We start from the raw sequence: 23,277 nt of genomic DNA on the forward strand, positions 1-23,277 counted from the left end.
CCTCGCTATCGAGCGGCTATTGTGCAAGCGAACGCGATTGCCCGCCAGCCGCCCTCCGCTTCGACGGCGGCGCGGCCGCGCGAGGCGGAACCGGTTGCGGCGGTCTTGCCGGCCTTGTCCGCTTTTTCGGTCGTGCCGGTCTGACCGGCTCGGCGAAGTCGGCGAAGTCGGCGAAGTCGGCGAAGTCGGCGAAGTCGGCGAAGTCGGCGAAGTCGGCGAAGTCGGCGAAGTCGGCGAAGTCGGCGAAGTCGGCGAAGTCGGCGATGTCGGCGAAGTCGGCGATGTCGGCGATGTCGGCGATGTCGGCGATGTCGGCGATGTCGGGCATCGAAGCGCGCGCGCCGGTGCGGCGCCGCCCGGCGTCGCGCCGCAGTTCTCGGTCGACGCCCCGCCGTTCTCGCGCCGCGCCGCCGCGCGGCCGCCGTCGCCCGCTATCGGCGCGCCAGGCCGTAGAGCCGCCAGAATTCCGTCGCATACGACTGCGCGAGCTGCGGCGCGCGATAGAAAACGTTGAAGTTTCCCGCCCCGCGCGCGTCGCGCGTCTGCGCGAAGCTCGCGGTGCCGAGCACGACCGCGTCGTCGACGACGACGAACGGCCCGTGCGCGTTCGACACGCGCTCGCTCAGCGCGACGCTGACGCCCGCGCTCGCGAGAAACGCCGCGCCGCTGTACTTCGTCGCGCGCCCCGTCCGGTCGAGCACGACCCGCACGTCGACGCCGCGGCCGCGCGCCGCGCACAGCGCCGACGCAACGGCCGCGGGCACGGACGCGCCGCCCGCGACCAGCACGCGCGTGCGCGCGAGCCGAATCAACTCGACCTCGATCTCGGTCGAGCTCGCATCGGCGTCGAAGTACGCGCCGAGCGCGGCATCGCGCGACGGAATCTGCGCGGCGCGCGCGAATTCGGGCGCGGACGTCGCGCAGAGCAGTGCGCAAACGGACGAGAAGACGGGAGCGAAACGAACGCGGTATGTCATGGGGCGGCAATTGTAGCCACCTCCCCCATCGTTGCAAACCGTTTCGTCGACAAAGCGCGCGGCGACGCATCGCCGCGCCCGCACGCCATGCGCGCTACGCGCCGGGATCGACGCGGGAAAACCATGCGCGCACGCCGTCCCACGAGCGGAAATCGGCAAGACTGCGCGCCGGCAGCGCGGGATACGCGGCGGCGGCCATGTCGGCGAGCGCGCGCCCCGGACCGAGCTCGACGAACGCGCGCGCGCCCGCTTCAACGCAGCCCGCGAGACACGCCGCCCAGTCGATCGGCTCGGCGATCTGGCGCGCGAGTTTGTCGACGCCGGCGGCGACGTCGAGCACCGGCGCGCCGTCGATGCCGGACAAAAGCCGCGTGCCGGGCACGGGTGCGCGCGCGATCCGCACGTCGGCGAGCGCCGCGCGAAACCGCGGCACCGCGGCGTCGAGCCAGCGCGTATGCGACGCGACGCGAACGCAGACCGGCGCGACGCGCGCCGCGCCTTTCTCGCGCGCGTGCGCGGCGAGCATGTCGAGCGCCGCGCGCGGGCCGGCGAGCACGTACGCGTCGCCCGGATTGACGATCGCGACCGCCGCGCCGTGCGCCGCGCACAACGCGTCGATCGCGTCGCGCGGCAGGCCGCGCGCGAACAGCATGCGCGCGTCGCCGTCGCTCGCCGCGTCCATCGCGCGCGCGCGGGCCGCGACGAGATCGAGCGCGTCGCGCGCGTCGACGAGCCCCGCGACGCCCCATGCGGCGACCTCGCCGACGCTGTAGCCCGCGACGCAGCGCCGGCGCGGCAGCAGCGCGTCGAGCCGCGTCATCGCGCTTAGCGCCTGCAGCGTGCAGACGAGCTGCGCGGCGAAGTTCTCGCGCAACGCATCGTCGCCGGCGTCGCGCGCCCACTCGCGCGGATCGGCGCCGAGGAGCGCGGCCGCATGCGCGAAAAGCGGCGCGGCTTGCGGCACATCGGCTGTCAGCTCGAACATGCCGGCGCGCTGGCCGCCCTGCCCCGAACAGAGAATCGCGATCGTCATGGCGGCGGCGGCGCGTCGAGTGCGGCGGCGAACAGGCTCATCGCGAGCAGATCCGCCGCGCCGCCCGGGCTCAGCCGGCGCGCGACGAATGCGCGATGCGCGGCGGCCGCGCGTGCGCGCCACCCGGCGGCGCCCACGCCGCCCCGCGCGAGAAATTCGCGCGCCGTGCGCTGCGCGAAGTCGAGGCCGTCGCGGCCGCCGCGATGCAAGAGGTTCGTGTCGTCGACCGCGGCGATCAGCGCGAAGCACGCGTGCACGCGCGCCGCCTCGGCGTCGCCCGGCGCGAGCCGCGCGGCTTCGCGCAGCGCCGGCACGCCGATCGCATACACGCTCGCGAAGCCGCCCGCCGCCTCCGCGCGCGCGCCGCCGACGCCGTAGCGACGCCCCGCGCGTTCGCCGTGGCTACCGGCAAGGCGCGGGCCGCCGACGATCTCGCCGCCCCAACGCGCGGCGACGAGCGCGCCGAGCGTCGCGCCCGCGCATCGCCCGCGCTCCGCCGACGCGCGCAGGCCCGCGGCCGCGCAAAGCAGGCCGAGCCCGAAGATCGCGCCGCGATGCGTGTTCACGCCGCCCGTCGCCGCGAGCATCGCGTGCTCCGCGCGCAGGCCGATCCTGCGCAGCGCCGGCATGCCGGCGTCGTGCGCGCCCGCCGCGGCGAGCTCGGCGAAGTAGCGGGCGAGCGCCGCCGCGCTGCGGTAGAAGGTGCCGGCCGTCATGTCGTCGTGGCTGCCCGCGTCGACGTGGCTCACGAGACCGGGCTTCGGCCACGTGTCGATTTCGAGGCGAAGACAGCGCGTCGCGTGGGCGCCGATCATCGCTGCCGCCGGCGACGTTCGCCGGTGCGACTCGGGTGTCGAATGATCGAAACGCTCCGCGACGGCTCGCGCATCGGATCGATCGCGCGCGTTGTGCGCGGACGGCGTATGCCGGAGGATTCGCATGTCCGGTATCGCGGCGATGCTCGACGCATTCGACGCATTCGACGCATTCGACGCATTCGACGCATTCGACGCATTCGACGCATTCGACGCATTCAGCAGCGTATCCGCCCCGCCCGCCCCGTCAAGCGCGCGTACCGGCTCGCGACGCGCCTCGCCGCACCACACCGCCGTCCATACCGAGGATGCGCGCCGCTTCATCGCCACGCGTCCAGAAATGCCGCCGGCTCGCAAAGCTCGACGCCCGTCGCCGTCTTCATCGCGACTTCGCGCTCGCCCGCGTGCAGCTCGCGCCAGTTCACGCCCGCGCCGTCCGCACGCAGCAGCTCGCCGTCGATGCGCATCGGCGCATGGGCGTCGAGCTCGGCGAGCGCCGCGAGAAACGGCGCGATCGCGTCGCGCCGCGATGAAATCGAAAACGACGATGTAGCCTCCCGTTCTGACGCCGATGCCGATGCCGATGCCGATGCCGATGCCGTCAGCGACGATACCTGCAAAGACAAAGGCAAAGCCAATGGCGATGGCAATGGCGATGACGACGGCGACATCGACGGTGCCGGTAACGTCGGCAACGACATCGACGCAGACAGCGACGTCGAAAGCGACAGCGACGGCTCCGAGCGCAACGGCATCAACAAGACATCGAGATCCGACCCGTCGCCCACATAGCGCAGCCCCGTCAGCGTCTGCCACGCCAGGCTGCCGAACACCCGGCAGTCGACGCGATGCGCGTCGGCGAGCGCGCGCAATCCGGCAAGCGTCGGCCGCCACGCGGGCGGCGCCCGATGCTCGACGTCGCCGAGCGCCGGCAGCGCGCACACCGCGTCGATCTGCTCGCGCGCGGCCGCAAGCGCGACGCGACGCTTGCCCGCCGACGGCGGCAGCGGCAACCCGAGCGGAATGCCCGCATCGCACGGCGAGCGCCGCCGCACGATCAGCGGCCAGCCGCGCGCGGCCCAGTCGCGCACGTACGGCAGCGCATCGGCGCCGTCGCGCGCGGCGAGCAGCGCGCGCCACGCGTCGGCGCGCACGCGCACGAGCGTGTGCCGCACGAGCGGCGCGTCAGCGGCCGGCGCGGGCGAGCTCATGCACGCGCTGCGCGACGTCGGCGGCGACGGGCCGGCCGCCGCGCTCGGCGCCGACGCGGTCGCGCCGATCAGCGCGATCGGTCGGCCGCGCGACGATCCCGGCCAACTGCTCGGCGAGCGAGCGCGCCGGATCGAGCACCGCGTCGACCGCGCCCGTCTTCGCGAAGTTCTCGAGCCCCGGCGCGAACACCGCGGTCGATTGCGCCTTCTCGCGCAGCACGTCGACGGGCAGCTTCGTCACCCGCGACATCGCCTGCAGATCCATCACCTCCGGCTGCGCGCCCGGCAGCGCGACGAGCGTGCGGGTCGCGAGCGCCGTCGCGATGAACGCGCCCGCCGCCGCATGCCCGTACAGCAAGCCGATCGTCGGATGGCCGAGCGCGTCCGCATGCAGCAGGCACTTCGCGAGATGCGCGAGGCATTCGTTCAGGCCGAGCAGTTCGTCGCGCTTGCTCATCCGCTGGCTGTCGCCGTCGACGAGCACGAGGATCGGCGTCTCGCCGCCGCGCCCGATCGTCGCGAGCACGCGCTCGGCGAGCGCGAGCGCGCCGTCGACGCCGAGCGCCGCGCCCCGCGCGACGCCGATCACGTCGACCGTGCGCCCCGCGAGCGCGCCGTGCCCGGCGAGCAGCCCGTCGGCGTCGATCGCGACGTCGTGGCCCGACGGAAACAGCGAAGCGAGCACGTCATCGAGCGTCATCGCGCACCTCCGTCAAGCGGCCGGCCAACGCCGCGAACGCCGCGCCGTCGAGCGACGGAATCGCGTTCGCGTCGCTCGCGCCGAGCGCGCGCCACACGTCGAGCGCGTCTTCGCAGCCGCCGAAGCGCGCGATGCGCCCGGCGAGCCGCGCGTGCTCGGCCTCGAGCGTCGCCGTGCCGAACGCCGCGCCCGCGCACGCCTGCGCGACGAGCGCGATCGCGGCGTCGCGAAACGCGTCGATCGTGTCGTCGACGAAGCGCTCCGCGCCGCCGACGAGCCGCCGATGCTTGCCGCCCATCGTCCGCCAGACGAGCGCGCGATCGCGCGAGTCGAACTCGTCGACGCCGCGCCGGCTCTCGATCACTTCCGGCCCGGACACGCCGATGCGCCCCTGCTCGGACACCGCGAGCGCCGAGCAGCACGCGGCGATGATCCCGCCGCCGCCGTAGCAGCCCGCGCGCCCGCCGACGAGCCCGACGACGGGCACGCCCGCCGCGCGCGCGTCGATCACCGCGCGAACGATCTCCGACACCGCGATCTCGCCCGCGTTCGCCTCCTGCAGCCGCACGCCGCCCGTGTCGAACAGGATCAGCACGGGCACGGAGCGCAGCTCGCGCGCCGCGCGCAGCAGGCCCGTCAGCTTCGCGCCGTGCACCTCGCCGAACGCGCCGCCCATGAAGCGCCCTTCCTGCGCGGCGACCAGCACGGGCGCCCCGCCGAGCGCCGCGCGGCCGACGACCATGCCGTCGTCGAACTGCTGCGGCAAGCCGAAAAGCGGCAGATGCGGGCTCACGAGCCGCGCCCGCGGGCCGACGAATTCCTCGAACGAGCCCGCGTCGACGAGCCCCGCGAGCCGCTGCCGCGCCGACGCCTCGAACCAGCTCGCCCCCGCCGGCGCGATCTTCGGATGCGTTGCCGTGGCCGCCGCGTTCATCGCGCGTCTCCTTCGATCGCGCGCACGGCCTGCGCGAGCCGCAGCGACACCATGTCGGGCCGCGCGCCGCCGTCGTTCACGGACAGGCGCAGCCCGCCCGGCGAGCGGCGCTCGACGAAATCGGCGACGACCGCCTGCCACACGTCGCCGAAGCCCGCGGCCGCCGTGCGGATGTCGACTTCGCATTCGGTGTCGGGCAGCACGCGCTCGACGAGCACTTCGAGATTGCCCGACGCGACGACGCCGACGATCGCCCACGCCGCGTCGCCCTTCGCGCGCGCGCGCGCGGCGTGGCGATAGTTCAACTGTTCCATTGCGAAACGCTCCTCACCAATTGCGGAATCGGGACGGCGGCGCGTACAGGCCGTCCGACCAATGCACGAGATCCTTGATCGACCGCGCGGCGAGAAGCCGCCGGTCGGCGTCGAGCGGATCGACGCCGAGATCCTCCGGGCGCTGGATCACGCCGCGCTCGCGCAGCCGCTCGACGAGCCGGCGGTCGCGGCCGCGGCCGATCTCCGTGTAGCCGGCCACGCCGCGAATCGCGTGCTCGCGCTCGTCGGCGTCGCGGCACAGCAAGAGATTCGCGATCCCTTCCTCCGTGACGACGTGCGTGACGTCGTCGCCGTACACCATCACTGGCGCGAGATCGAGCGCGAGCTTGTCGGCCAGGCGCAGCGCATCGAGCTTCTCGACGAACATCGGCGCGTTCTTCTCGCCGAACGTCTCGCCGATCTGCACGACGAGCTTGCGCCCGCGCCGCAGCGCCGCGGGCGTCGCCGGATCGGCCTCCTCGCCCGCCTTGATCCACGGCTCGCTCGGGTGACGCCGCCCGCGCGCGTCGCTGCCCATGTTCGGCGCGCCGCCGAAGCCCGCGATCCGCTCGGCCGTCACCGTCGACGAATGGCCCGCGAGATCGATCTGCAGCGTCGAGCCGATGAACATGTCGCACGCGTAGAGGCCCGCCGTCTGGCAGAACGCGCGATTCGAGCGCAGCGAGCCGTCGACGCCCGTGAAGAAGATGTCGGAGCGCGCGCGGATGTAGTCGTCCATCCCGACTTCGGAGCCGAAGCAGTGGATCTGCTCGACCCAGCCGGATTCGATCGCCGGGATGAGCGTCGGATGCGGATTCAGCGCCCAGTGCGTGCAAACCTTGCCCTTGAGCCCGAGCCGCTCGCCGTAGGTCGGCAGCACGAGCTCGATCGCCGCCGTGTTGAAGCCGATCCCGTGATTGAGCCGCTTCACGCCGTAGCGCGCGTAGATGCCCTTGATCGCGAGCATCGCGGTGAGGATCTGCGTCTCGGTGATGCCGGCCGGATCGCGCGTGAAGAGCGGCTCGACGTAGAACGGCCGCCCCGCCTCGACGACGAAGTGCACGCGGTCGCCCGGAATGTCGACGCGCGGCACGCGATCGACGATCTTCTCGACCTGCGCGATCACGATGCCGTCCTTGAACGCGGTCGCCTCGACGACGGTCGGCGTGTCCTCGGTGTTCGGGCCGGTGTACAGGTTGCCGTCGGCGTCGGCGCTCACCGCGGCGACGAGCGCGACGTGCGGCGTCAGATCGATGAAGTAGCGCGCGAACAGCTCGAGATACGTGTGCACCGCGCCGAGCTCGATCTTGCCGCCGAACAGCAGCTTCGCGATTCGCTGCGACTGCGGGCCCGAATACGCATAGTCGAGCCGCTTCGCGATCCCGCGCTCGAACACGTCGAGATGCTCGGGCAGCACGACGCCCGATTGCACCATGTGCAGATCGTGCACCTTCGCGCTGTCGACGGCGGCGAGCGCCGCGGCGAGCAGATCCGCCTGCTTCTGGTTGTCACCCTCGATGCAGACGCGCTCGCCCGGCCGCAGCACCGCCTCGAGCAGCGCGGTCGCGTCGCGCGCGGCCACCCGCTTGCGCTGCGCGAGCGGCGCGGCCGCCGCGAGACGCGCGGCGCGCGCGGCGCGGGCGTCGTTCCATCCCGTCATAGAGTCGCCTCCTGCGTATCCGTCCGGTAGGTTCTGCGGCATTGTAAGCCGCGCCGCCGCGGCGATTGATGACGTTGCGCGATGCGACTCAGTGGCGCGCGCGATGGATCGGCCGGCGCGGCCGCATGCGATCCCGCGCGCGGGCGTCACGCCCCCACCGCCGCCTTCGTCGCGAAGAACAGCAGCGACGGCCCGAGCAGGCATCCGACGCCCGTATGGAACGTCGCGATCAGCGCGCCGTACGGCACGAGCCGCCGATCGGTCGCGGCGAGCCCGGCGCTCACGCCGCTCACGGTGCCGGCGAGCCCGCCGAAGATCATCGCCGCGCGCGGCGTGCGCAGCCCCATGAAGCTCGCCGCGAACGGCGTGCCGACCATCACGATGATCGCCTTCACGAGGCCCGTCGCGATGCTGAGCGCGATCACGTCGGAACTCGCGCCGATCGCCGCGCCCGTCACCGGCCCGACGATGTACGTGACGGCGCCCGCGCCGATCGTCGTCATGCTGACGGCGTCCGAATAGCCGAACGCGCGCGCGACGCTCGCGCCGACGACGAACGGCAGCACCGTGCCGAGCAACAGCGACGCGAGCCCGATGAGCCCCGCCTTGCGCGCCTCGGCGGGCTGCACCTCGAACGCGGTCGCGACGATCGCGAAATCGCGCAGCATCGCGCCGCCCATCAGGCCGACGCCCGCGAAGAGCGGCACGTCGGCGATCCCCTTCTCGCCGCCCGTGTACGCGCCGCCGACGTACGCGAGCGCGAGACCGATCAGGATCGCGATCGCCGAGCCGTGCACGCGGCCGAGCGTGAGCTTCTTCGACAGCGCCGCCGACGCGAGCATGATGCAGCCGACGAGCGCGAACGACGCGACGAGCCCGTTGTGCGCGACGACTCTTCCGAGCATGTCGATCATGGCCGGCTCCCGCTCAGTTCTCTTCGGGCCGCGGCAGCGCCGCGAGCGTCGTCGCGTCGCGCCCGACGCGCGCGAGCACCGCGATGCAGACCGCGCACACGGCGGCCGCGCCCACCGCCGACAGCAACGCGACGGGCCCGCCCTTCAGCGCGGCGACGACGTTCTGGTTGGCCGCCATCGCGACGACGACCGGGATGTACATCGCGCCCCAGAACGCGACGCCGGACTCGGTCTCCTTCGGCAGCCAGCCGCGCCGATGCAGATGGAGCTTCAGGCCGATGAGGAGCAGCATCGCGATGCCGACGCCGCCGACGTTGGTCTTCGCGCCGATCGCGGCGCCCAGCAGATCGCCGAGGAAGAGCCCGGCCAGATGGCAGAACGCGAGCAGCGCGGTTCCGTAGATGATCATGCGTGTCTCCTGATTCCTGATGATGGATCGTCGCGGCGCGAGCGCCGCGGCCCGGCGGCTCGTCGTGCGAGCGCGTTCTCGGGCGGCAATGGCAATGCATCGGCGACGGGGTGAAGACCCGGCGGCCCGCCGCGCCGGCTTGCCGTAGACTGGCGGCGGCGCAGCCGCCGACGCCGCGCGCCCGAAAAGCGGGCGGCGCGACGGCCGGGCCTCGCACATCGTAGTCCCGCCGCCCGCGGCCATTTATGAAGTTGTCGAATTCGATTCAGTGGGTTTAGCAATGCGTCCGTTACCGCCTGAACTGCTGCGCAGTTTCGTCGCCGTCGCGCAGACGGGCAGCTTCACCGCCGCGTCCGAGCGCGTGAACCTGTCGCAATCGACGGTCAGCCAGCACATCCGCCGCCTCGAAGAGCTGCTCGACCGGCCGCTCTTCGAGCGCGACACCCGCAACGTGCGGCTCGCGCCCAACGGCGAGGCCCTGTTCCGCTACGCGGTGCGCATCCTCGAGCTGATGGACGAGGCCGTCGCGTCGGTGTGCGGGCCGCCGCTGTCGGGCAAGGTGCGGCTCGGCTTGTCGGAAGATTTCGCGCTGACGCACCTGACGGCCGCGCTCGCGAGCTTCCTGCAGCGCAACCCGGACGTGGAGCTCGAGATCGCGACGGGCCTGTCCGGCGAGCTGTTCGACGCGCTCGACGCCGGCCGGCACGATCTGGTGTTCGCGAAGCGGATCGCGGGCAGCCGGCGCGGGCGCGTGATCCGCACCGAGCCGCTCTACTGGTGCACGGGCCCCGATTCGCCGCTCACGGGGCGCGAGCCCGTGCTGCCGCTCGCGCTGCATCCGGAGCCGAGCGTGTCGCGCAAGCGCGTGCTCGAGACGCTCGACGCGATCGGCCAGCCGTACCGGATCGCCGTCGCGAGCAGCAGCATCGCGGTGCTGCGCGCGGCGGCGAGCGCGGGGCTCGGCATCAGCGCGTTCGCCGGCTACGTGATTCCGCACGGGCTCGCGAAGCTCGAAGCCGATCTGCCCGCGCTCGGCGATCTCGAATACGTGATCGACCGGCCCGCGAACGCATCGCGCCCGGCGCTCGCGCTCGAGGCGACGCTCGTCGCGGCGGCGCACGAGTTCTGACGGAGGAAAGCGGTCAGCGGCGGCGGCATCGCTGGCCGCGAACGGATCGCGCGGCGCGATTCCGGCGCGCGACGGCTTCGCCGATTCGGACATGCGCGTCGCGCCGCAAGCCTCGCGCACCGCCTCCGCGGCCTGAGCGGCCTGCGCCGCCTACACGGCCTCCATGGTCTCCGCAGCCTGAGCGGCCTCGCCCGCCGCCTGACAAAATCGCCATGATGCGGTCATCGTCCGCTCAGGCGCGCCCGTCCAGAATGCGACTCGACGGAACGCGAAGTCATGGCGCTTCGCTTTCCATCCCGTCACCTTTCTGGAGCTTTCGATGAATACGCTACGCTTTCTCGTCGCGGCCGCCGCCGTCGCGGCGTCCGTGCTGACCGCGACGTCGGCGCTCGCATCGACGTCCGACGCGGCCCAAGGCAAGACCCGCGCGCAGGTGCGCGCCGAGCTGATCCAGGCGTACCGCGACGGCGTGATCCCGACGCCGGACGGCGACTATCCGCCGAGCCAGGCGACGATCGACGCGAACCGCGCCCGCCTCGCGGCGGCCGATCCCGCATGGGCGCGGGAACAGCAGTGATCGCGCGGCGAACCGCTCGCGCCCGCGCATGACGCGACGCGCGCCCCGTCGCCGCCGAAGCACGCGCCGCGCGAACCGCTCGCGGCGATCAGGGCAAGAAGCTGCCGCGCCGCGCGTCGATCAGGTCGACAAGCAGGCGGTCGCGCTCCGCGCCGAGTTCCCGCATCGAGCGCGCGCCCTGAATCTCGCGCAGCGCGTCGATCAGCTTGCGATCGACGTCGGGCGAAAACGACGGCGCGCCGAGATCGTCCCACCAGCTCGCCATCGGGCCCGACAGATGCTCGAGGAAATGCGCGATGCCGCCCTCGCCGCCGCCGAGATGATAGACGAGGCCCTGCCCCATCAACGCCCAGCGCAGGCCGGGCCCCCACGACACGGCCTTGTCCGCGTCCTCGACGCTCACCACGCCTTCGCCGACCAGGTGATACACCTCGCGAAAGAGCGCGGCCGCGAGCCGGTTCGCGACGTGGCCCGCCATCTCCTTGTTGAGCACGATCGTCACCTTGCCGAGACCGTCGTAGAAGCGCTTGGCCTGCGCGATCGCGTCCGCCGACGTCGCGGCGCCGCCGACCAGCTCGACGAGCGGAATCAGATGCGGCGGGTTGAACGGATGCGCGACGAGACAGCGCTCGGGATGCGCGTCGCACGCGCTCTGAATGTCCGACATCCTGAGCCCCGACGAGCTCGACGCGACGAGCACGCGCGCGGGCAGCAACGCGTCGATCCGTCGATACAGGTCGCGCTTGAAATCGAGACGCTCGGGGCCGTTTTCCTGCACGAAATCCGCGCCGTCGAGCGCGGCGTCGAGCGTCGGCTCGAACGCGAGATGCGATGCGAGCGACGCGGCGCGCTCGCCGAGAAAATTCGCGAGCGCGGCATCGAGCCGCGCGCGCGCGTCGGGCGCCGGATCGGTCACGGCGACGTCGAAGCCCTTCGATAGATAAAACGCGGTCCAGCTCGCGCCGATCACGCCGGCGCCGACGACGGCGATCCGTTGAATCTTCATGGGCGGTGTCTCCTGGGTGTTCGAATGCGCGCACGATTGTCGCATCGAACCAAGGTGGCCGCGCGCGGCGCCCGCTCGAATCGCTTGCCGCCGGCTGCGCGCGCGCCGGCGCGTGCGCGCGGTCGGCGAAACAAAAAACCGCACGAACGCTGCTGCGTCATGCGGTTCTTCGCTTTCGCGCGATCGATCGGCGGCGCGCGCATCGCGCGTGATGCGCCGCGCGTCACCTATCACGCATCACGCATCACGCATCACGCATCACGCATCACGCATCACGCGTCGCGGCTCGCGCCGCGCCCGGCTTCGCCGCTCAGTCGCCGAGCCTCGACTCGATCCTCGCCTTCGTATCGGCGAGCGCGCCCGGCAGCCGCGCGCTCAGCTTGTCGAACAGCTCCGCGTGCAGCGCGAGCTCGTCGCGCCATTCGGCCGGATTCATCGACGTCACCTGCGCGTACTGCGCGGGCGAGAACGCGAGCCCCTCCCAATGCAGATCCTCGTAGCGCGGCGTGAGCCCGAACGCATGCTCGACGCCCGCGCCCTTGCCGTCGATCCGGTCGAGCATCCACTTCAGCACGCGCATGTTCTCGCCGAAGCCCGGCCACACGAAGCGGCCGTCCGCATCCTTGCGGAACCAGTTCACGCAGTAGATCTTCGGCAACGCCGCGCCCGACGCCGCGAGCGTCTCGCCGAGCGACAGCCAGTGCGCGAAGTAGTCGCTCATGTTGTAGCCGCAGAACGGCAGCATCGCGAACGGGTCGCGCCGCACGACGCCCTGTTGCCCCGCCGCCGCCGCGGTCGTCTCCGAGCCCATCGTCGCCGCCATGTAGACGCCCTCGACCCAGTCGCGCGCCTCGGTGACGAGCGGCACCGTCGTCGAACGGCGGCCGCCGAAGATGAACGCGTCGATCGGCACGCCGGCCGGGTTCTGCCAGTCGTCGTCGATCGACGGGCACTGCGACGCGGGCGCCGTGAAGCGCGAGTTCGGATGCGCGGCCTTGCGCCCCGTCTCGCGGCCGATCTCCGGCGTCCATGCGTTGCCCTGCCAGTCGGTGAGCCGCGCGGGCGGCGTGTCGGTGAGCCCCTCCCACCAGACATCGCCGTCCTCCGTCAGCGCGACGTTCGTGAAGATCACGTTCTCCGTGAGCGTCGCGAGCGCATTCGGATTCGTCTTCGCGCCCGTGCCCGGCGCGACGCCGAAATAGCCCGCCTCCGGATTGATCGCGTAGAGGCGCCCGTCGCGGGCGGGCTTGAGCCATGCGATGTCGTCGCCGATCGTCGTCACGCGCCAGCCGTCGAAGCCTTTCGGCGGGATCAGCATCGCGAAGTTCGTCTTGCCGCACGCGGACGGGAACGCCGCGGCGATGTGGTACTTCCGGCCCTCGGGCGAGGTCACGCCGAGAATCAGCATGTGCTCGGCGAGCCAGCCTTCGTCGCGGCCCATCGTCGACGCGATGCGCAGCGCGAAGCACTTCTTGCCGAGGAGCGCGTTGCCGCCGTAGCCGGAGCCGAAGCTCCAGATCTCGCGCGACTCGGGGAAATGCACGATGTACTTGGTCGGATTGCACGGCCATGCGACATCGCTCTCGCCCGCGGCGAGCGGCCGCCCGACGCTGTGCACGCACGGCACGTATTCGCCGTCTTCGCCGAGCGCGCCGAGCACGTCGCGGCCCATGCGCGTCATGATCCGCATGTTGACGACGACGTACGGGCTGTCCGACAGCTCGACGCCGATGTGCGCGATCGGCGAGCCGAGCGGCCCCATCGAGAACGGCACGACGTACAGCGTGCGGCCGCGCATCGCGCCTCGAAAGAGGCCGCCGAGCGTCTCGCGCATGTCGGCGGGCGCGACCCAGTGATTGGTCGGGCCGGCGTCGTCTCGATGCTCGCTGCAGATGAACGTGCGATCCTCGACGCGCGCGACGTCGGACGGATCGGACAGCGCGAGAAACGAGTTCGGCCGCTTCGCCGGATTGAGGCGCACCATCGTGCCTTGCTCGACCATCGCGTCGCAGAGGCGGTCGTATTCCGCTTGCGATCCGTCGCACCAGACGACGCGATCCGGCTCGGTCAGCTCCGCGATACGCGCGACCCAGTCGATCAGGCCGCGGTGCTTTACGTAGTCGGGAACGTCGATCGGAATGGTGCGCGTCGCCGCGACCACGTTGCTTCGGGTCATGAGAATGTCTCCGTGTTGTAGAACCAGAATTCCGTGCGCGCGCCGCGCGACGACGCGCGCGGCGGCTGGCGTAGCGGCGCTACGCGATGGCTGGTGGCGACGCATGCGCATGCGCGCAGCGTGGGCGTCGCACTCCACGTTCCGACTCCGAGAATCGAGGAGCGTTCGTTTTTTTTGGGGGTGGGAACGATTGTATCGCCAAGCTTGCTCATGCACCTGCCGTACGATCAAGGTGAAGGCCAGCATACCATCGCGATGCGCGTGCCGGCGCTGCACCGCAGCAAGCCGCGGGCGCCCGGCGCGACGCGCGATCCGCTCGCGACGAACGCGCGCCGGCCCGCTCGCCGAGCGCAATTGGAGCAATCCAGCATAAGCCCGATGCGCGCCGACGCGGGTTATTACCGACGCGAATGCGCGCTCCGGCCTCCGCGGCGCAAGCGCGGCGACGCGTGTCGGCCGCGCGCGCATGGCCTGTGTGCGCATGGCCTGTGTGCGATGAATGACATTCGCGAGAATTCCCGATACGGCGCGGCGCGCGAACGTTCGCCTTCGTTGCGCGCGCAAGCGATACGTTTCGGCGCGTCGCACGTTGCCGTCGTTCGGCAAGCGTCCGGCCATGTTCGTGCGCTCTGGACGGTGCGCGTCCGGCGCGCCGATCGCGATTCGAATCCGCACGGCGGGAACGCGGCGAACGCGACGCGCGCCCCGTTCCGTCGCCGACATGCTTTTCTTCTACTCGGACGTGCGTCACGCGCGCGCCGCGTACGGACCGAGCCGATGCCGGTTCGATGAAACTGAAACGCGCGCGATGCAGGCGCGTCGGCAACGAATTCGCCTTGGCGGTCGCGAAGCGACGGGACGCGATGGGACGAGACGGCGCGAGGCGGGACGCAACACGACGCGACATGGCACGACATGGCACGACATGGCACGGCACGGCACGCATCCATGATGCGCATGCACGACAGCGAACTCGTTTGCTTCGTAACGCCCGCCGCTGCGTCGCCGACACCGGCGCGCGACGAAGCGCCCGGACACGTGTGCGTGCAACCACGAGTGCGGCGCCCCGCCGCCCCGCCGCCTCGCCACGTCGTCACCTCGCCACGTCGTCACGTCGTCACGTCGTCACGTCGTCACGTCGTCACGTCGTCACGTCGTCACGTCGTCACGTCGTCACGTCGCCACGTAACCCTCGTCGCTCGGCCGCACCACCGCCGTCGCCATCAACATCAACATCGACCTTCGCGAGCACCGCAATCCGCAACCTCCGCGCCGACTACGCGACACGGCCTCGATGCCGCAAATGCGCGCGAAACCGGTCCCGATCGCGGGCATCAGGCGCAGTCCGCCGCACGTCGTCGAACGCGAGCCGCTACGCCGCACGTCGCCCCGCGCATCGATCGTCGCACCGATCGCCGCGCGCCTCTTGAAATCGCGCTCGCCGCGCCTATCTTCGAGACGCTGACGCAGCCGCACCCGCGCGCTGCCTGTTTCGACCGATATGTCACGGCCACGCGAACGGACCGGCACGCATGCCCTCGCGTTCGCAGGCCGCGTTCCAGGAGGACACGACCATGAGCGATCTCTATTTCGGCGCCGATCTTTTCAACGAGTTCGATCGTCTGCATCGACAGATGGCGAATCTGTTCGGCGGCTCCCCGTCCAGCCTTCGCGCGAGCCGGCTCGGCGCATTCCCGCCGCTCAACGTCGGCACGACCGACGATTCGATCGAGATCGTCGCGTTCGCGCCCGGCATGCGCGCGGCCGACTTCGACGTGTCGATCGACAAGGGGCTGCTCACGATCAGCGGCGAGCGCAAACCCGTCCAGCAAGCAGACGCCGACGCGCGCGCCTATGCGCAGGAACGCTTTCGCGGCGCATTCCGGCGCGTCGTCGAGCTGCCGCAAAACGCCGATCCCGACAAGGTCCGGGCCCGTTACGAAAACGGCTGCCTGCTGATCAGCGTCGGCAAGCGCGAAGCGTCGAAGCCGCGCGCGATCACCGTTCAATGAGCCCCGCCCGCCTCGAATCAAGGAGCCGATCGTGAATACCAGCCATTCAGTTGCAGAACGTCAATCCGCCGCGCCGTCTCGCCGTGACGCGGGCGAAACATCGCGCGCGATCACGGTCGCGCCGGCCGTCGACGTGTACGAAGACAAGCACGGCGTGACGCTGTGGGCCGACCTGCCCGGCGTTGCGAAAGAGGGGCTCGAAGTGAAGATCCACGACGGCCATCTGTCGATCGACGCGCACGCGGCACTGCCGATGCCGGCGGGCCCGCGCGCGCAGCACGTCGAAGTGCGCGAGCCGCATTTCGCACGCACGTTCCGGCTGAGCCCGGACTTCGACACGGCGAGGATCGAAGCGAATCTTCAGGATGGCGTATTGAAGCTGACGATTCCGCGGCGCGACGCAGCGCAGCCTCGGCGCGTCGAAGTGAAGTGAAGTGAAGTAACGTCGCGCGCGGCCGCACGAGCATGAATGCGGCCGCGTGCGTGCCGCGCGAGCCACGCGCGGCACGCACGATTCTCCGGCGCGTCGAAACCCGGGCGGCCCAGCGAGAAATCCGCTCGATCCGCCGCTCGTCGCGCGATGCCGCCGAATGCAAGCGCAGGCGCTGGCCGTCGCGCATAGGCTCAAACGCGCCGCTCAAACGCGGCCGGTCGCGGCCGCTGCACGGAGCGGATCACGGATCGATCGATGTTCCCGGTGCCGCGCGCTCGCGATGCTAGCCGGAGGATGTCCTTCTTGAACATCCATCTCGTCGCGCTCGACCGCGACGCCGTTCGCGAAGCCACTGCCTCGCCGACTGATGAAGCCCGGGTGCCGTACGAACGTGCGCGCCATGCATCTCGATTCGAGACGGCGCGCTGCAACGCGCGCGCCGCGCCGCTCCTCCTTCGCCACGCAGCGACTTTTCTTTTGTCGGCCGGCATAAGACAATGAGCGGCCGCGCCGGCGGCGCCGGCCGCGCCAATCGGCCGCCGCCGGCGCGCCGCCGCTCAACCCGCCCTTCATCGATGAAACGTTACGAAACGCTCGCCCGCACGATGGCCGGCGACATCCGGTCCGGCAACATCGCGGCCGGCACGCGCATGCCGTCGCTGCGCCAGTTGATCGCCCAGCATCGCGTCAGTCAGTCGACCGTGTTTCGTGCGTATTACCTGCTCGAGCAGTGGGGCTTGATCCGCGCGCGCGAACGCTCGGGCTACTACGTCGCGCACGGCGCGCAGGCGAGCGCCCGCGCGAACGACGGCCAGCCGGCGCCGGGCGGCCGGATCGCGCGCGCCGCCGCGCCCGCCGAATCGCGCAAGGTCGACATCAGCGATCTCGTGTTCTCCGTGCTCGAAGCCTCGACGCATCCCGGCATCGTGCCGCTCGGCTCCGCGTTTGCGTCTGCGCATCTGTTTCCGCTGCCGCGTCTCGCGAAGTCGCTCGCGCAGGCGACGCGGCTCGTGAGCCCGCGGAGCACCGTCGTCGACCTGCCGCCCGGCAGCGAGCAACTGCGCCGCCAGATCGCGCTGCGCTACCTCGGCATCGGCGTGCCGCAGCCGATCGACGAGATCGTCGTGACCGACGGCGCGCTCGAAGCGCTCAATCTGTGCCTGATGGCCGTCACGCGCCCCGGCGACGTGGTCGCCGTCGAGGCGCCCGGCTTCTATGCGGCGCTGCAGGCGATCGAGCGGCTCGATCTGCGCGCGGTCGAGATTCCCGTCGATCCGCGCACGGGCCTCGACCTCGACGCGCTCGCCGCGGCGCTCGACCGCCATGACGTGCGCGCGTGCTGGTTCATGACGAACTTCCAGAATCCGACGGGCGTCACGCTGTCGGTCGACAAGAAGAAGGCGCTCGTCGAGATGCTCGCCGCGCGCGAAGTGCCGCTCATCGAAGACGACGTCTACGGCGAGCTGCACCACGGGCCGGACTATCCGCTGCCCGCGCGCGCATTCGACAAGCACGGGCTCGTCATGCACTGCAGCTCGTTCTCGAAGACGCTCGCGCCCGGCTACCGGATCGGCTGGGCGTCGGCCGGGCGCTTCGCCGAGAAAGTGCGGCGGCTCAAGCTGATGACGACGCTGTCCGCGAGCACTCCCGCGCAGGTCGGCATCGCCGACTATCTCGAGCACGGCGGCTACGATCGGCACCTGCGCAAGCTGCGCGGCGCGCTGCGCGGCCAGATGGGCCGGATGAACGAGGCGCTGATGCGCCACCTGCCGCCCGACGTGCACTGGACGCTGCCCGACGGCGGCTATTTCCTGTGGCTGGCGTTTCCCGATGCGATCGACGCGATGGCGCTGCATCGCGAGGCGATCGGGCGCGGCGTCAGCGTCGCGCCCGGCCCGCTCTTTTCCGCCGCGCATGCATTCGAGCGCTGCGTGCGGATCAATTTCGGCCATCCGTGGAGCGCGAGCGTCGACGATGCGATCCGCATCGTCGGCGAGCTCGTCGCGCGGCCGTCCGTGCGCAAGCGGCGCTGACCGCTCGCGAGCCGGCGCCAAGCGCCCACGCGGCGTCCGAGCGCGGCGCGAGCCGGCGCCGCGCTCAGCGCATCACGGTGGTCGCGACCTTCGCCATCGCGAACAGGAAGCCGCCGAAGCACGCGGCGAGCAGGATCGCCATCACCGGCACCCACGGCAGCTTCACCGACGCGAGATCGGCCTGATGCTCGGCCCCCTTGCGCACGCCGAAGAAACTCCACAGCACCATCCTTAGCATTCTCGTCAAACCCATCGCCATTCTCCGACATGGCGGCGCACGAGTCGCGCCGCCTTCCATGCGCATCACGGTAACCGCGCGCGGCGAACGATAAAAGCAGCAGTTCGCGACTGATTTTGCGCAGCAGCTTCGTGGTGGCATGAAGCGTCGCGGCATCCGTCGCGTCCGGCGGACGCGCTGCAGGCAAGCGTCCGAGGTTTCCGGAACGTCGGCCCCGTTACTATCTTCACGCCCCGATAATCGGGGTTTTGGCCAGCCAGGCCCGGTATGATTCCCGCCCCCAGTCGCAGTCATGATCCGGGGGGTGTTGTCACCGGGCCTGGTGGGTGGCTGGTGATCGCTGATAGGGGTTTGGCCGGGATATCCCGACGCCGTCCGTAACGTGGATGCCGAGACTTGCCACCGTTGTTGCAGGCCAACCCGTTCACTCTGCATAAACTGCAATGCAAGACACCCAACAACATGACGCCATCGATGTCTTCATTGGCGTCGACGTCGGTAAAGGTCAGCATCACGCCGTCGCACTCGATCGGCACGGCAAGCGTCTGTACAACAAGGCGCTACCCAACGACGAGGCCAAGCTGCGCGCCCTCATCGCCGAACTCAAGACTCACGGTCGACTCCTGTTCGTCGTCGATCAGCCTTCCACCATCGGAGCGCTTCCAGTGGCCGTCGCCCGCGCTGAAGGCATACTCGTCGCCTATCTGCCGGGACTGGCCATGCGCCGCATCGCCGATCTGCATGCAGGTGAAGCCAAGACCGACGCCCGCGATGCCGCGATCATTGCCGAATCCGCCCGCTCGATGCCGCATACGCTGCGCTCGCTTCGATTGGCCGACGAGCAGCTCGCCGAGCTCACCATGTTGTGCGGCTTCGACGATGATCTTGCCGCCCAGGTCACTCAAACCAGCAACCGCATTCGCGGCCTGCTCACCCAGATCCATCCGGCGCTCGAGCGCGTTCTCGGACCGCGCCTCGACCATCCAGCGGTGCTCGATCTCCTTGAGCGCTACCCGTCGCCCGCCGCGCTTGCCGCCACCAGCGAGAAGACGCTCGCCAACCGTCTGACCAAGCTCGCGCCCCGTATGGGTAAAAGCTTGGCGACTGAGATCGTTCAGGCTCTGAGCGAACAAGCCGTGATCGTGCCCGGCACGCAGGCTGCCACCATCGTCATGCCCCGCTTGGCCCAGCAACTCGCCGCCTTGCGCAAGCAGCGCGACGAGATCGCCGCCGAAGTGGAGCGACTGGTGCTCGCTCACCCTCTTTGGCCGGTCCTGACCAGCATGCCGGGAGTCGGCGTCAGGACCGCCGCCAGACTCCTGACCGAAGTCGCCCATAAAGCCTTCGCTTCGGCTGCTCATCTGGCGGCCTACGCTGGCCTCGCGCCGGTCACCCGGCGCTCAGGCTCGTCGATCCGTGGCGAGCACCCGTCTAGACGGGGCAACAAGGTGCTCAAGCGCGCCTTGTTCCTCTCCGCCTTCGCGGCCTTACGAGACCCAGTCTCACGGGCCTATTACTCGCGCAAGATCCAGCAAGGCAAGCGCCACAACCAAGCGCTCATCGCACTGGCTCGGCGACGCTGCGACGTCCTGTTCGCCATGCTGCGCGACGGAACCATTTACCAACCCAAGTCGGCCCCTAACGCTTGACGAACAACATAGGGGCACCCCCCCGAAACCACCGCATCCGGCGCGGCGCGCGTGGCGAAACGGCGGCCCGCCGTGCGCCGAACGACCCGGGAAATTCGCTGGCATGCGGGCGTCGAGCCGCGCCGGCAATTGCGGGGAATCCGCGCGGCCGATGCACGCCGGGCCCGATGATTCGACGTCGCATCTTGCGTGCCGCGGCCCGACCGTTCGCTTCGAAAGGCGTCCGAAAGTACGGCGCGCGTTGCGCCAGATCGCGCGTTCATGCTGCCGCGCACCAAGAAAACTTATAATAGCCGGCTCGCCAAGCCACATCGCGTCAACCTGATCGGCGCGCGGAAGGCCGCTCGGATCGCCGCCGCGGCTCGCACGCGCGGCCGCGCCGATCGGCAGCGCCCCGTCCGCGCGTGCGCGCGGGCCGCGGCGCGCCGCACGTGGCCGGCCACTTCGAATTACGCCATGCACAACCGATTCCGACCGTTCCTCGTTCCGTCCGCCGTTGCGATCGCGACCGTGCTGTCCGCCTGCTCGTCCGCGCCGAAGCCGCTGTATCAGCAAGAACAATTCGACGCGACCGCGAGCCCTTACGCGCGCACATTCCACGAAAAATCGGCCGCGACGTGCGAAGCCGCGCGCCGCGCGCTGTTGAGCCAGGGCTACATGGCAAGCGCGACGCGCGCGGATGCGATCGAAGGCAGCAAGAACTTCCAGCCGAGCAACGATTCGCACGTCGTCATCGAATTCCACGTCGTCTGCGCGGACGCGGACGCAGACGGCACGTCGAGCATCGCGTACGTGAACGCCGTGCAGGATCGCTACTCGCTGAAGAAGAGCAATACGTCGGCGAGCGTCGGCCTGAGCGTGTTCGGCTCGCTGTCGCTGCCGATCGGCTCGAGCGACGACGCGATGGTCAAGATCGCGAGCGAAACCATTCCGGCCGGCGTGTTCTACGAGCGCTTCTTCAATCTCGTCGACCATTTCCTGAAGATCGACCCGACGCGGCGCGACAAGGCCGCCGTCAAGGCGGCCGAGAAGGAGCGCGTCGCGCCGCTGCCGGAGCCGGAGGAAACGGCCGAAGGCGCGCCGATGAAGATGAAGACCCCCGCCGTGCCGACGCCGCCCGCGCAGCCCGTGCAGCCCGTGCATCCGGCCGAGGCCGACGGCGCTTCGGCGGCTTCGGCGGCGGCATCCGCATCGGCAGCACCCGCCGCCGCATCCGCGCCGGCGCAGAAACCCGCGCCGGCGTCCGCTGCGTCAGCGTCTTCGTCTTCGTCGTCTTTGTCTTCGGCATCCGCTTCGGCACCTGCGGCGGCCGCATCTACGCCAACGGCATCGCCCGCGCCGGCATCGGCCCCCGCACCGGCTTCCTCGCCGTCGTCCTCGCCTTCGCCTTCACCTTCACCTTCACCTTCACCTTCACCTTCACCTTCGCCGTCGTCCGCGCCAGCGCCGGCATCCGCGCCGGCCTCGACGCCTGAGACGAGCCACCCGTCGTCGATCGCGCCGCCGACGGCGCCGGTCGCGTCCGCGCATCAACCGGCGTATCGACCGGCGTATCGACCCGCGCGGCAACCGGCGACATCGGCATCGCTCGATGCGCCGCTGCCCGTCGCGCCGCCGCCGCTGATGCCGCTGATGCCGCTATCGACGCCGTCGCCCGGCGCGCAGCCCCCGGCGAATGCCGCGCAGGCGGCCTCTCCGACAGCCACGCTCGCTCCCACGCCGACAACGACGGCGGCAACGGCCGCAGCGGTGACAGCAGCGACGACCACTACAGCGTCGGCATCGGCGCCCGCGACGGCGAACGCCGCGACAACCGAAGCCGCAACGCAATCCAACGCAAACGGCGTCGACGCGCGCTGATCGCGCTACCCGTCGGGCCCGCACGCCGCACGCCGCATGTCGCTCACCGCACCTGACGCATCGGCCCCGAGGCGCGTCGCCATCGACCGCCGGCAACCCGGCTCGCAGCCTGCGCCGTGGCGTCGCTCTTGTCGCTCTTGTCGCTCTTGCCGCTCTTGTCGCCCTCGTCGCCCTCGTCGCCCGCGTCGCCCTCGTCGCAGGCATGCGGCTTCGGCGCTCCCTTCGCGGCTCACTTCGCCGCTTATCTCGTCGCCTGTTTCACCGCTCCCTTCACCGCTCCCTTCACCGCTCCCTTCACCGCTTACTTCGCCGCTTACTTCACCGTATACCCGCCGTTGATCAGAATCGTCTGCCCCGTGATCCACCACCCGTCGCTGACGAGATGGCGAATGAACGGCACGACGTCCTCGATGTCGGTCAGGCCCGTCCTCGAGAACGGCGACAGCGCCGCGGCCGTCTTGTGATACGCGACCGCATCCGCGCCTTCGGCCGGATAGAAGAACGGCGTGTCCATCGGGCCAGGGCCGACCGCCGTCACCGAGATGCCGCGCGCGCCGAATTCCTTCGCCGCCGCGCGCGTGAAGTGCTCGACGGGCGCCTTCATCCCCGCATAGGCCGCGTAGAACGGCGTGAACGCGCCGAGCAGCGACGTCACGAGCGTGACGATCTTGCCGTTGTCGTTCACGTGCCTGCCCGCTTCCTTCAGGAAGAAGAACGCCGACTTCGCGTTGACGGCCGCCATCTCGTCGTATTCGGCCTCGGTGATCTCGACGAACGGCTTCTTCAGCACCTTGCCGACCGTGTTGATCGCGATGTCCGGACGGCCGAGCGCGGCCACCGCATCGGCGAACAGCTTCTCGACGGCGCCCGCCGTCGTCAGGTCGGCCTGCAGCGCGACCGCCTGCGCGCCCGCCGCCTTCACCGCGGCGACGGTCGCTTCCGCGTCGGCTTTCGTGCGCGCGCTGTTGTAGTGGATCGCGACCGCCTTCGCGCCTTGCGCGGCGAGATCGCGCGCGATCAGCCCGCCGAGATTCTTCGCGCCGCCCGCGATGATGGCGGTTTTGCCCTTGATGCCGTGGTCTGCCATGGTGGCTCTCCGTTTCTTCGCGCGAGGCCGTCCGATACGGCCTCGCATGCCTTCGGATGATATAGTCCAGAAAATCCACATAAAGCCGACACTTCTGACATCACCTGTCA

General features: G+C 70.6%; 24 protein-coding genes and 1 pseudogene. 9 read left to right on the forward strand and 16 right to left on the reverse strand.

Annotated elements, in window-relative coordinates:
* Positions 1–5: 5 nt before the first annotated feature.
* From WT60_RS34935 to madL, 11 genes and pseudogenes are all read right to left on the reverse strand, one after another.
* A pseudogene (locus tag WT60_RS34935) lies at positions 6–475 on the reverse strand (hypothetical protein).
* The gene (locus tag WT60_RS13220; protein ID WP_082745266.1) at positions 432–977 is read right to left on the reverse strand and encodes a phospholipase D-like domain-containing protein; all 546 of its coding nucleotides are present in this window, start codon (positions 975–977) and stop codon (positions 432–434) included. Before WT60_RS13220 ends, WT60_RS34935 begins: the two are co-directional and overlap by 44 nt.
* Before the next feature lie 94 nt (positions 978–1,071).
* Complete coding sequence (mdcH, locus tag WT60_RS13225; RefSeq protein WP_060356831.1) at positions 1,072–2,010, reverse strand: malonate decarboxylase subunit epsilon; 939 nt, start codon at positions 2,008–2,010, stop codon at positions 1,072–1,074.
* Positions 2,007–3,149 carry a triphosphoribosyl-dephospho-CoA synthase MdcB gene (gene mdcB / locus WT60_RS13230; protein ID WP_145986784.1) on the reverse strand — a complete coding sequence of 381 codons (1,143 nt, stop codon included), beginning with the start codon at positions 3,147–3,149 and terminating at the stop codon, positions 2,007–2,009. The genes mdcH and mdcB overlap by 4 nt, the downstream gene beginning before the upstream one ends.
* Positions 3,146–4,036 carry a malonate decarboxylase holo-[acyl-carrier-protein] synthase gene (mdcG, locus tag WT60_RS13235; protein WP_060356832.1) on the reverse strand — a complete coding sequence of 297 codons (891 nt, stop codon included), beginning with the start codon at positions 4,034–4,036 and terminating at the stop codon, positions 3,146–3,148. Before mdcG ends, mdcB begins: the two co-directional genes overlap by 4 nt.
* Positions 4,011–4,736, reverse strand: coding sequence for a biotin-independent malonate decarboxylase subunit gamma (gene mdcE, locus WT60_RS13240; protein WP_038744828.1), 726 nt, complete (start codon positions 4,734–4,736; stop codon positions 4,011–4,013). Before mdcE ends, mdcG begins: the two co-directional genes overlap by 26 nt.
* The gene (locus tag WT60_RS13245; protein ID WP_059647097.1) at positions 4,723–5,670 is read right to left on the reverse strand and encodes a biotin-independent malonate decarboxylase subunit beta; all 948 of its coding nucleotides are present in this window, start codon (positions 5,668–5,670) and stop codon (positions 4,723–4,725) included. The genes mdcE and WT60_RS13245 overlap by 14 nt, the downstream gene beginning before the upstream one ends.
* On the reverse strand, positions 5,667–5,984 hold the full coding sequence (gene mdcC / locus WT60_RS13250) for a malonate decarboxylase acyl carrier protein (RefSeq protein WP_038744826.1): 318 nt from the start codon (positions 5,982–5,984) through the stop codon (positions 5,667–5,669). Before mdcC ends, WT60_RS13245 begins: the two co-directional genes overlap by 4 nt.
* Before the next feature lie 13 nt (positions 5,985–5,997).
* Positions 5,998–7,644, reverse strand: a complete 1,647-nt coding sequence (gene mdcA, locus WT60_RS13255) for a malonate decarboxylase subunit alpha (protein WP_038744825.1) — start codon at positions 7,642–7,644, stop codon at positions 5,998–6,000.
* 146 nt (positions 7,645–7,790) lie between these two features.
* Entirely contained in the window at positions 7,791–8,558 is a 768-nt protein-coding gene (gene madM / locus WT60_RS13260; RefSeq protein ID WP_038744824.1) for a malonate transporter subunit MadM, read from the reverse strand.
* A gap of 13 nt (positions 8,559–8,571) precedes the next feature.
* Entirely contained in the window at positions 8,572–8,967 is a 396-nt protein-coding gene (madL, locus tag WT60_RS13265) for a malonate transporter subunit MadL (protein WP_038744823.1), read from the reverse strand.
* A gap of 280 nt (positions 8,968–9,247) precedes the next feature.
* Here madL and WT60_RS13270 point away from each other — a divergent pair, with 280 nt between their 5' ends.
* Together WT60_RS13270 and WT60_RS13275 are read left to right on the forward strand one after the other, a co-directional pair.
* Positions 9,248–10,096, forward strand: coding sequence for a LysR substrate-binding domain-containing protein (locus WT60_RS13270; RefSeq protein ID WP_038744822.1), 849 nt, complete (start codon positions 9,248–9,250; stop codon positions 10,094–10,096).
* Between the two features lie 319 nt (positions 10,097–10,415).
* The gene (locus WT60_RS13275) at positions 10,416–10,673 is read left to right on the forward strand and encodes a DUF4148 domain-containing protein (RefSeq protein WP_038744821.1); all 258 of its coding nucleotides are present in this window, start codon (positions 10,416–10,418) and stop codon (positions 10,671–10,673) included.
* A gap of 88 nt (positions 10,674–10,761) precedes the next feature.
* Here WT60_RS13275 and WT60_RS13280 read toward each other — a convergent pair whose 3' ends face one another.
* Complete coding sequence (locus WT60_RS13280; protein ID WP_060356833.1) at positions 10,762–11,679, reverse strand: 3-hydroxyacyl-CoA dehydrogenase NAD-binding domain-containing protein; 918 nt, start codon at positions 11,677–11,679, stop codon at positions 10,762–10,764.
* Positions 11,680–11,989: 310 nt separating this feature from the next.
* Positions 11,990–13,855 (reverse strand): phosphoenolpyruvate carboxykinase (GTP), encoded by a 1,866-nt coding sequence (locus WT60_RS13290; protein WP_038744818.1) that lies wholly within the window; start codon positions 13,853–13,855, stop codon positions 11,990–11,992.
* Between the two features lie 210 nt (positions 13,856–14,065).
* On the opposite strand from WT60_RS13290, the gene WT60_RS34460 reads away from it, so the two are divergent.
* Complete coding sequence (locus WT60_RS34460; protein ID WP_186448535.1) at positions 14,066–14,647, forward strand: hypothetical protein; 582 nt, start codon at positions 14,066–14,068, stop codon at positions 14,645–14,647.
* Positions 14,648–15,028: 381 nt separating this feature from the next.
* Here WT60_RS34460 and WT60_RS34465 read toward each other — a convergent pair whose 3' ends face one another.
* Positions 15,029–15,385: a hypothetical protein gene (locus WT60_RS34465; protein ID WP_186448536.1), complete on the reverse strand. Its 357-nt coding sequence runs from the start codon at positions 15,383–15,385 to the stop codon at positions 15,029–15,031.
* Positions 15,386–15,429: 44 nt separating this feature from the next.
* Between WT60_RS34465 and WT60_RS13310 the strand changes: the two genes are divergently transcribed.
* From WT60_RS13310 to WT60_RS13325, 4 genes are all read left to right on the forward strand, one after another.
* Positions 15,430–15,867, forward strand: a complete 438-nt coding sequence (locus tag WT60_RS13310) for an Hsp20/alpha crystallin family protein (protein ID WP_038744815.1) — start codon at positions 15,430–15,432, stop codon at positions 15,865–15,867.
* A 31-nt stretch (positions 15,868–15,898) separates the two neighbouring features.
* Entirely contained in the window at positions 15,899–16,300 is a 402-nt protein-coding gene (locus WT60_RS13315) for an Hsp20/alpha crystallin family protein (protein WP_059580992.1), read from the forward strand.
* A 303-nt stretch (positions 16,301–16,603) separates the two neighbouring features.
* The gene (locus tag WT60_RS33630; RefSeq protein WP_145986785.1) at positions 16,604–16,801 is read left to right on the forward strand and encodes a hypothetical protein; all 198 of its coding nucleotides are present in this window, start codon (positions 16,604–16,606) and stop codon (positions 16,799–16,801) included.
* Between the two features lie 74 nt (positions 16,802–16,875).
* Entirely contained in the window at positions 16,876–18,333 is a 1,458-nt protein-coding gene (locus tag WT60_RS13325) for a PLP-dependent aminotransferase family protein (protein WP_038744846.1), read from the forward strand.
* 64 nt (positions 18,334–18,397) lie between these two features.
* On the opposite strand, the gene WT60_RS13330 is transcribed toward WT60_RS13325, so the two are convergent.
* A complete protein-coding gene (locus tag WT60_RS13330) occupies positions 18,398–18,586 on the reverse strand; it encodes a DUF2970 domain-containing protein (RefSeq protein ID WP_038744845.1) in 189 nt (62 codons plus the stop codon).
* Positions 18,587–19,014: 428 nt separating this feature from the next.
* Between WT60_RS13330 and WT60_RS13335 the strand changes: the two genes are divergently transcribed.
* Positions 19,015–20,220, forward strand: coding sequence for an IS110 family transposase (locus WT60_RS13335; protein WP_038744735.1), 1,206 nt, complete (start codon positions 19,015–19,017; stop codon positions 20,218–20,220).
* 456 nt (positions 20,221–20,676) lie between these two features.
* Positions 20,677–22,080: a DUF2242 domain-containing protein gene (locus tag WT60_RS13345; protein ID WP_060356787.1), complete on the forward strand. Its 1,404-nt coding sequence runs from the start codon at positions 20,677–20,679 to the stop codon at positions 22,078–22,080.
* Positions 22,081–22,393: 313 nt separating this feature from the next.
* On the opposite strand, the gene WT60_RS13350 is transcribed toward WT60_RS13345, so the two are convergent.
* A complete protein-coding gene (locus WT60_RS13350) occupies positions 22,394–23,167 on the reverse strand; it encodes an SDR family oxidoreductase (protein ID WP_059581003.1) in 774 nt (257 codons plus the stop codon).
* Positions 23,168–23,277 lie beyond the last annotated feature (110 nt).

This window comes from Burkholderia sp. MSMB617WGS (assembly GCF_001532025.2).
Taxonomy (GTDB): domain Bacteria; phylum Pseudomonadota; class Gammaproteobacteria; order Burkholderiales; family Burkholderiaceae; genus Burkholderia; species Burkholderia savannae.

Coding starts and splice junctions, on each gene's coding strand:
- WT60_RS13220 (WP_082745266.1), bottom strand. CDS start 977: ATGACATACCGCGTTCGTTTCGCTCCCGTCTTCTCGTCCGTTTGCGCA.
- WT60_RS34460 (WP_186448535.1), top strand. CDS start 14,066: ATGCACCTGCCGTACGATCAAGGTGAAGGCCAGCATACCATCGCGATG.
- mdcB (WP_145986784.1), bottom strand. CDS start 3,149: ATGAAGCGGCGCGCATCCTCGGTATGGACGGCGGTGTGGTGCGGCGAG.
- WT60_RS13280 (WP_060356833.1), bottom strand. CDS start 11,679: ATGAAGATTCAACGGATCGCCGTCGTCGGCGCCGGCGTGATCGGCGCG.
- mdcH (WP_060356831.1), bottom strand. CDS start 2,010: ATGACGATCGCGATTCTCTGTTCGGGGCAGGGCGGCCAGCGCGCCGGC.
- WT60_RS13270 (WP_038744822.1), top strand. CDS start 9,248: ATGCGTCCGTTACCGCCTGAACTGCTGCGCAGTTTCGTCGCCGTCGCG.
- WT60_RS13335 (WP_038744735.1), top strand. CDS start 19,015: ATGCAAGACACCCAACAACATGACGCCATCGATGTCTTCATTGGCGTC.
- WT60_RS13310 (WP_038744815.1), top strand. CDS start 15,430: ATGAGCGATCTCTATTTCGGCGCCGATCTTTTCAACGAGTTCGATCGT.
- madL (WP_038744823.1), bottom strand. CDS start 8,967: ATGATCATCTACGGAACCGCGCTGCTCGCGTTCTGCCATCTGGCCGGG.
- mdcE (WP_038744828.1), bottom strand. CDS start 4,736: ATGACGCTCGATGACGTGCTCGCTTCGCTGTTTCCGTCGGGCCACGAC.
- mdcC (WP_038744826.1), bottom strand. CDS start 5,984: ATGGAACAGTTGAACTATCGCCACGCCGCGCGCGCGCGCGCGAAGGGC.
- WT60_RS13345 (WP_060356787.1), top strand. CDS start 20,677: ATGCACAACCGATTCCGACCGTTCCTCGTTCCGTCCGCCGTTGCGATC.
- WT60_RS13350 (WP_059581003.1), bottom strand. CDS start 23,167: ATGGCAGACCACGGCATCAAGGGCAAAACCGCCATCATCGCGGGCGGC.
- WT60_RS13325 (WP_038744846.1), top strand. CDS start 16,876: ATGAAACGTTACGAAACGCTCGCCCGCACGATGGCCGGCGACATCCGG.
- WT60_RS13275 (WP_038744821.1), top strand. CDS start 10,416: ATGAATACGCTACGCTTTCTCGTCGCGGCCGCCGCCGTCGCGGCGTCC.
- WT60_RS13330 (WP_038744845.1), bottom strand. CDS start 18,586: ATGGGTTTGACGAGAATGCTAAGGATGGTGCTGTGGAGTTTCTTCGGC.
- mdcG (WP_060356832.1), bottom strand. CDS start 4,036: ATGAGCTCGCCCGCGCCGGCCGCTGACGCGCCGCTCGTGCGGCACACG.
- madM (WP_038744824.1), bottom strand. CDS start 8,558: ATGATCGACATGCTCGGAAGAGTCGTCGCGCACAACGGGCTCGTCGCG.
- mdcA (WP_038744825.1), bottom strand. CDS start 7,644: ATGACGGGATGGAACGACGCCCGCGCCGCGCGCGCCGCGCGTCTCGCG.
- WT60_RS13245 (WP_059647097.1), bottom strand. CDS start 5,670: ATGAACGCGGCGGCCACGGCAACGCATCCGAAGATCGCGCCGGCGGGG.
- WT60_RS13290 (WP_038744818.1), bottom strand. CDS start 13,855: ATGACCCGAAGCAACGTGGTCGCGGCGACGCGCACCATTCCGATCGAC.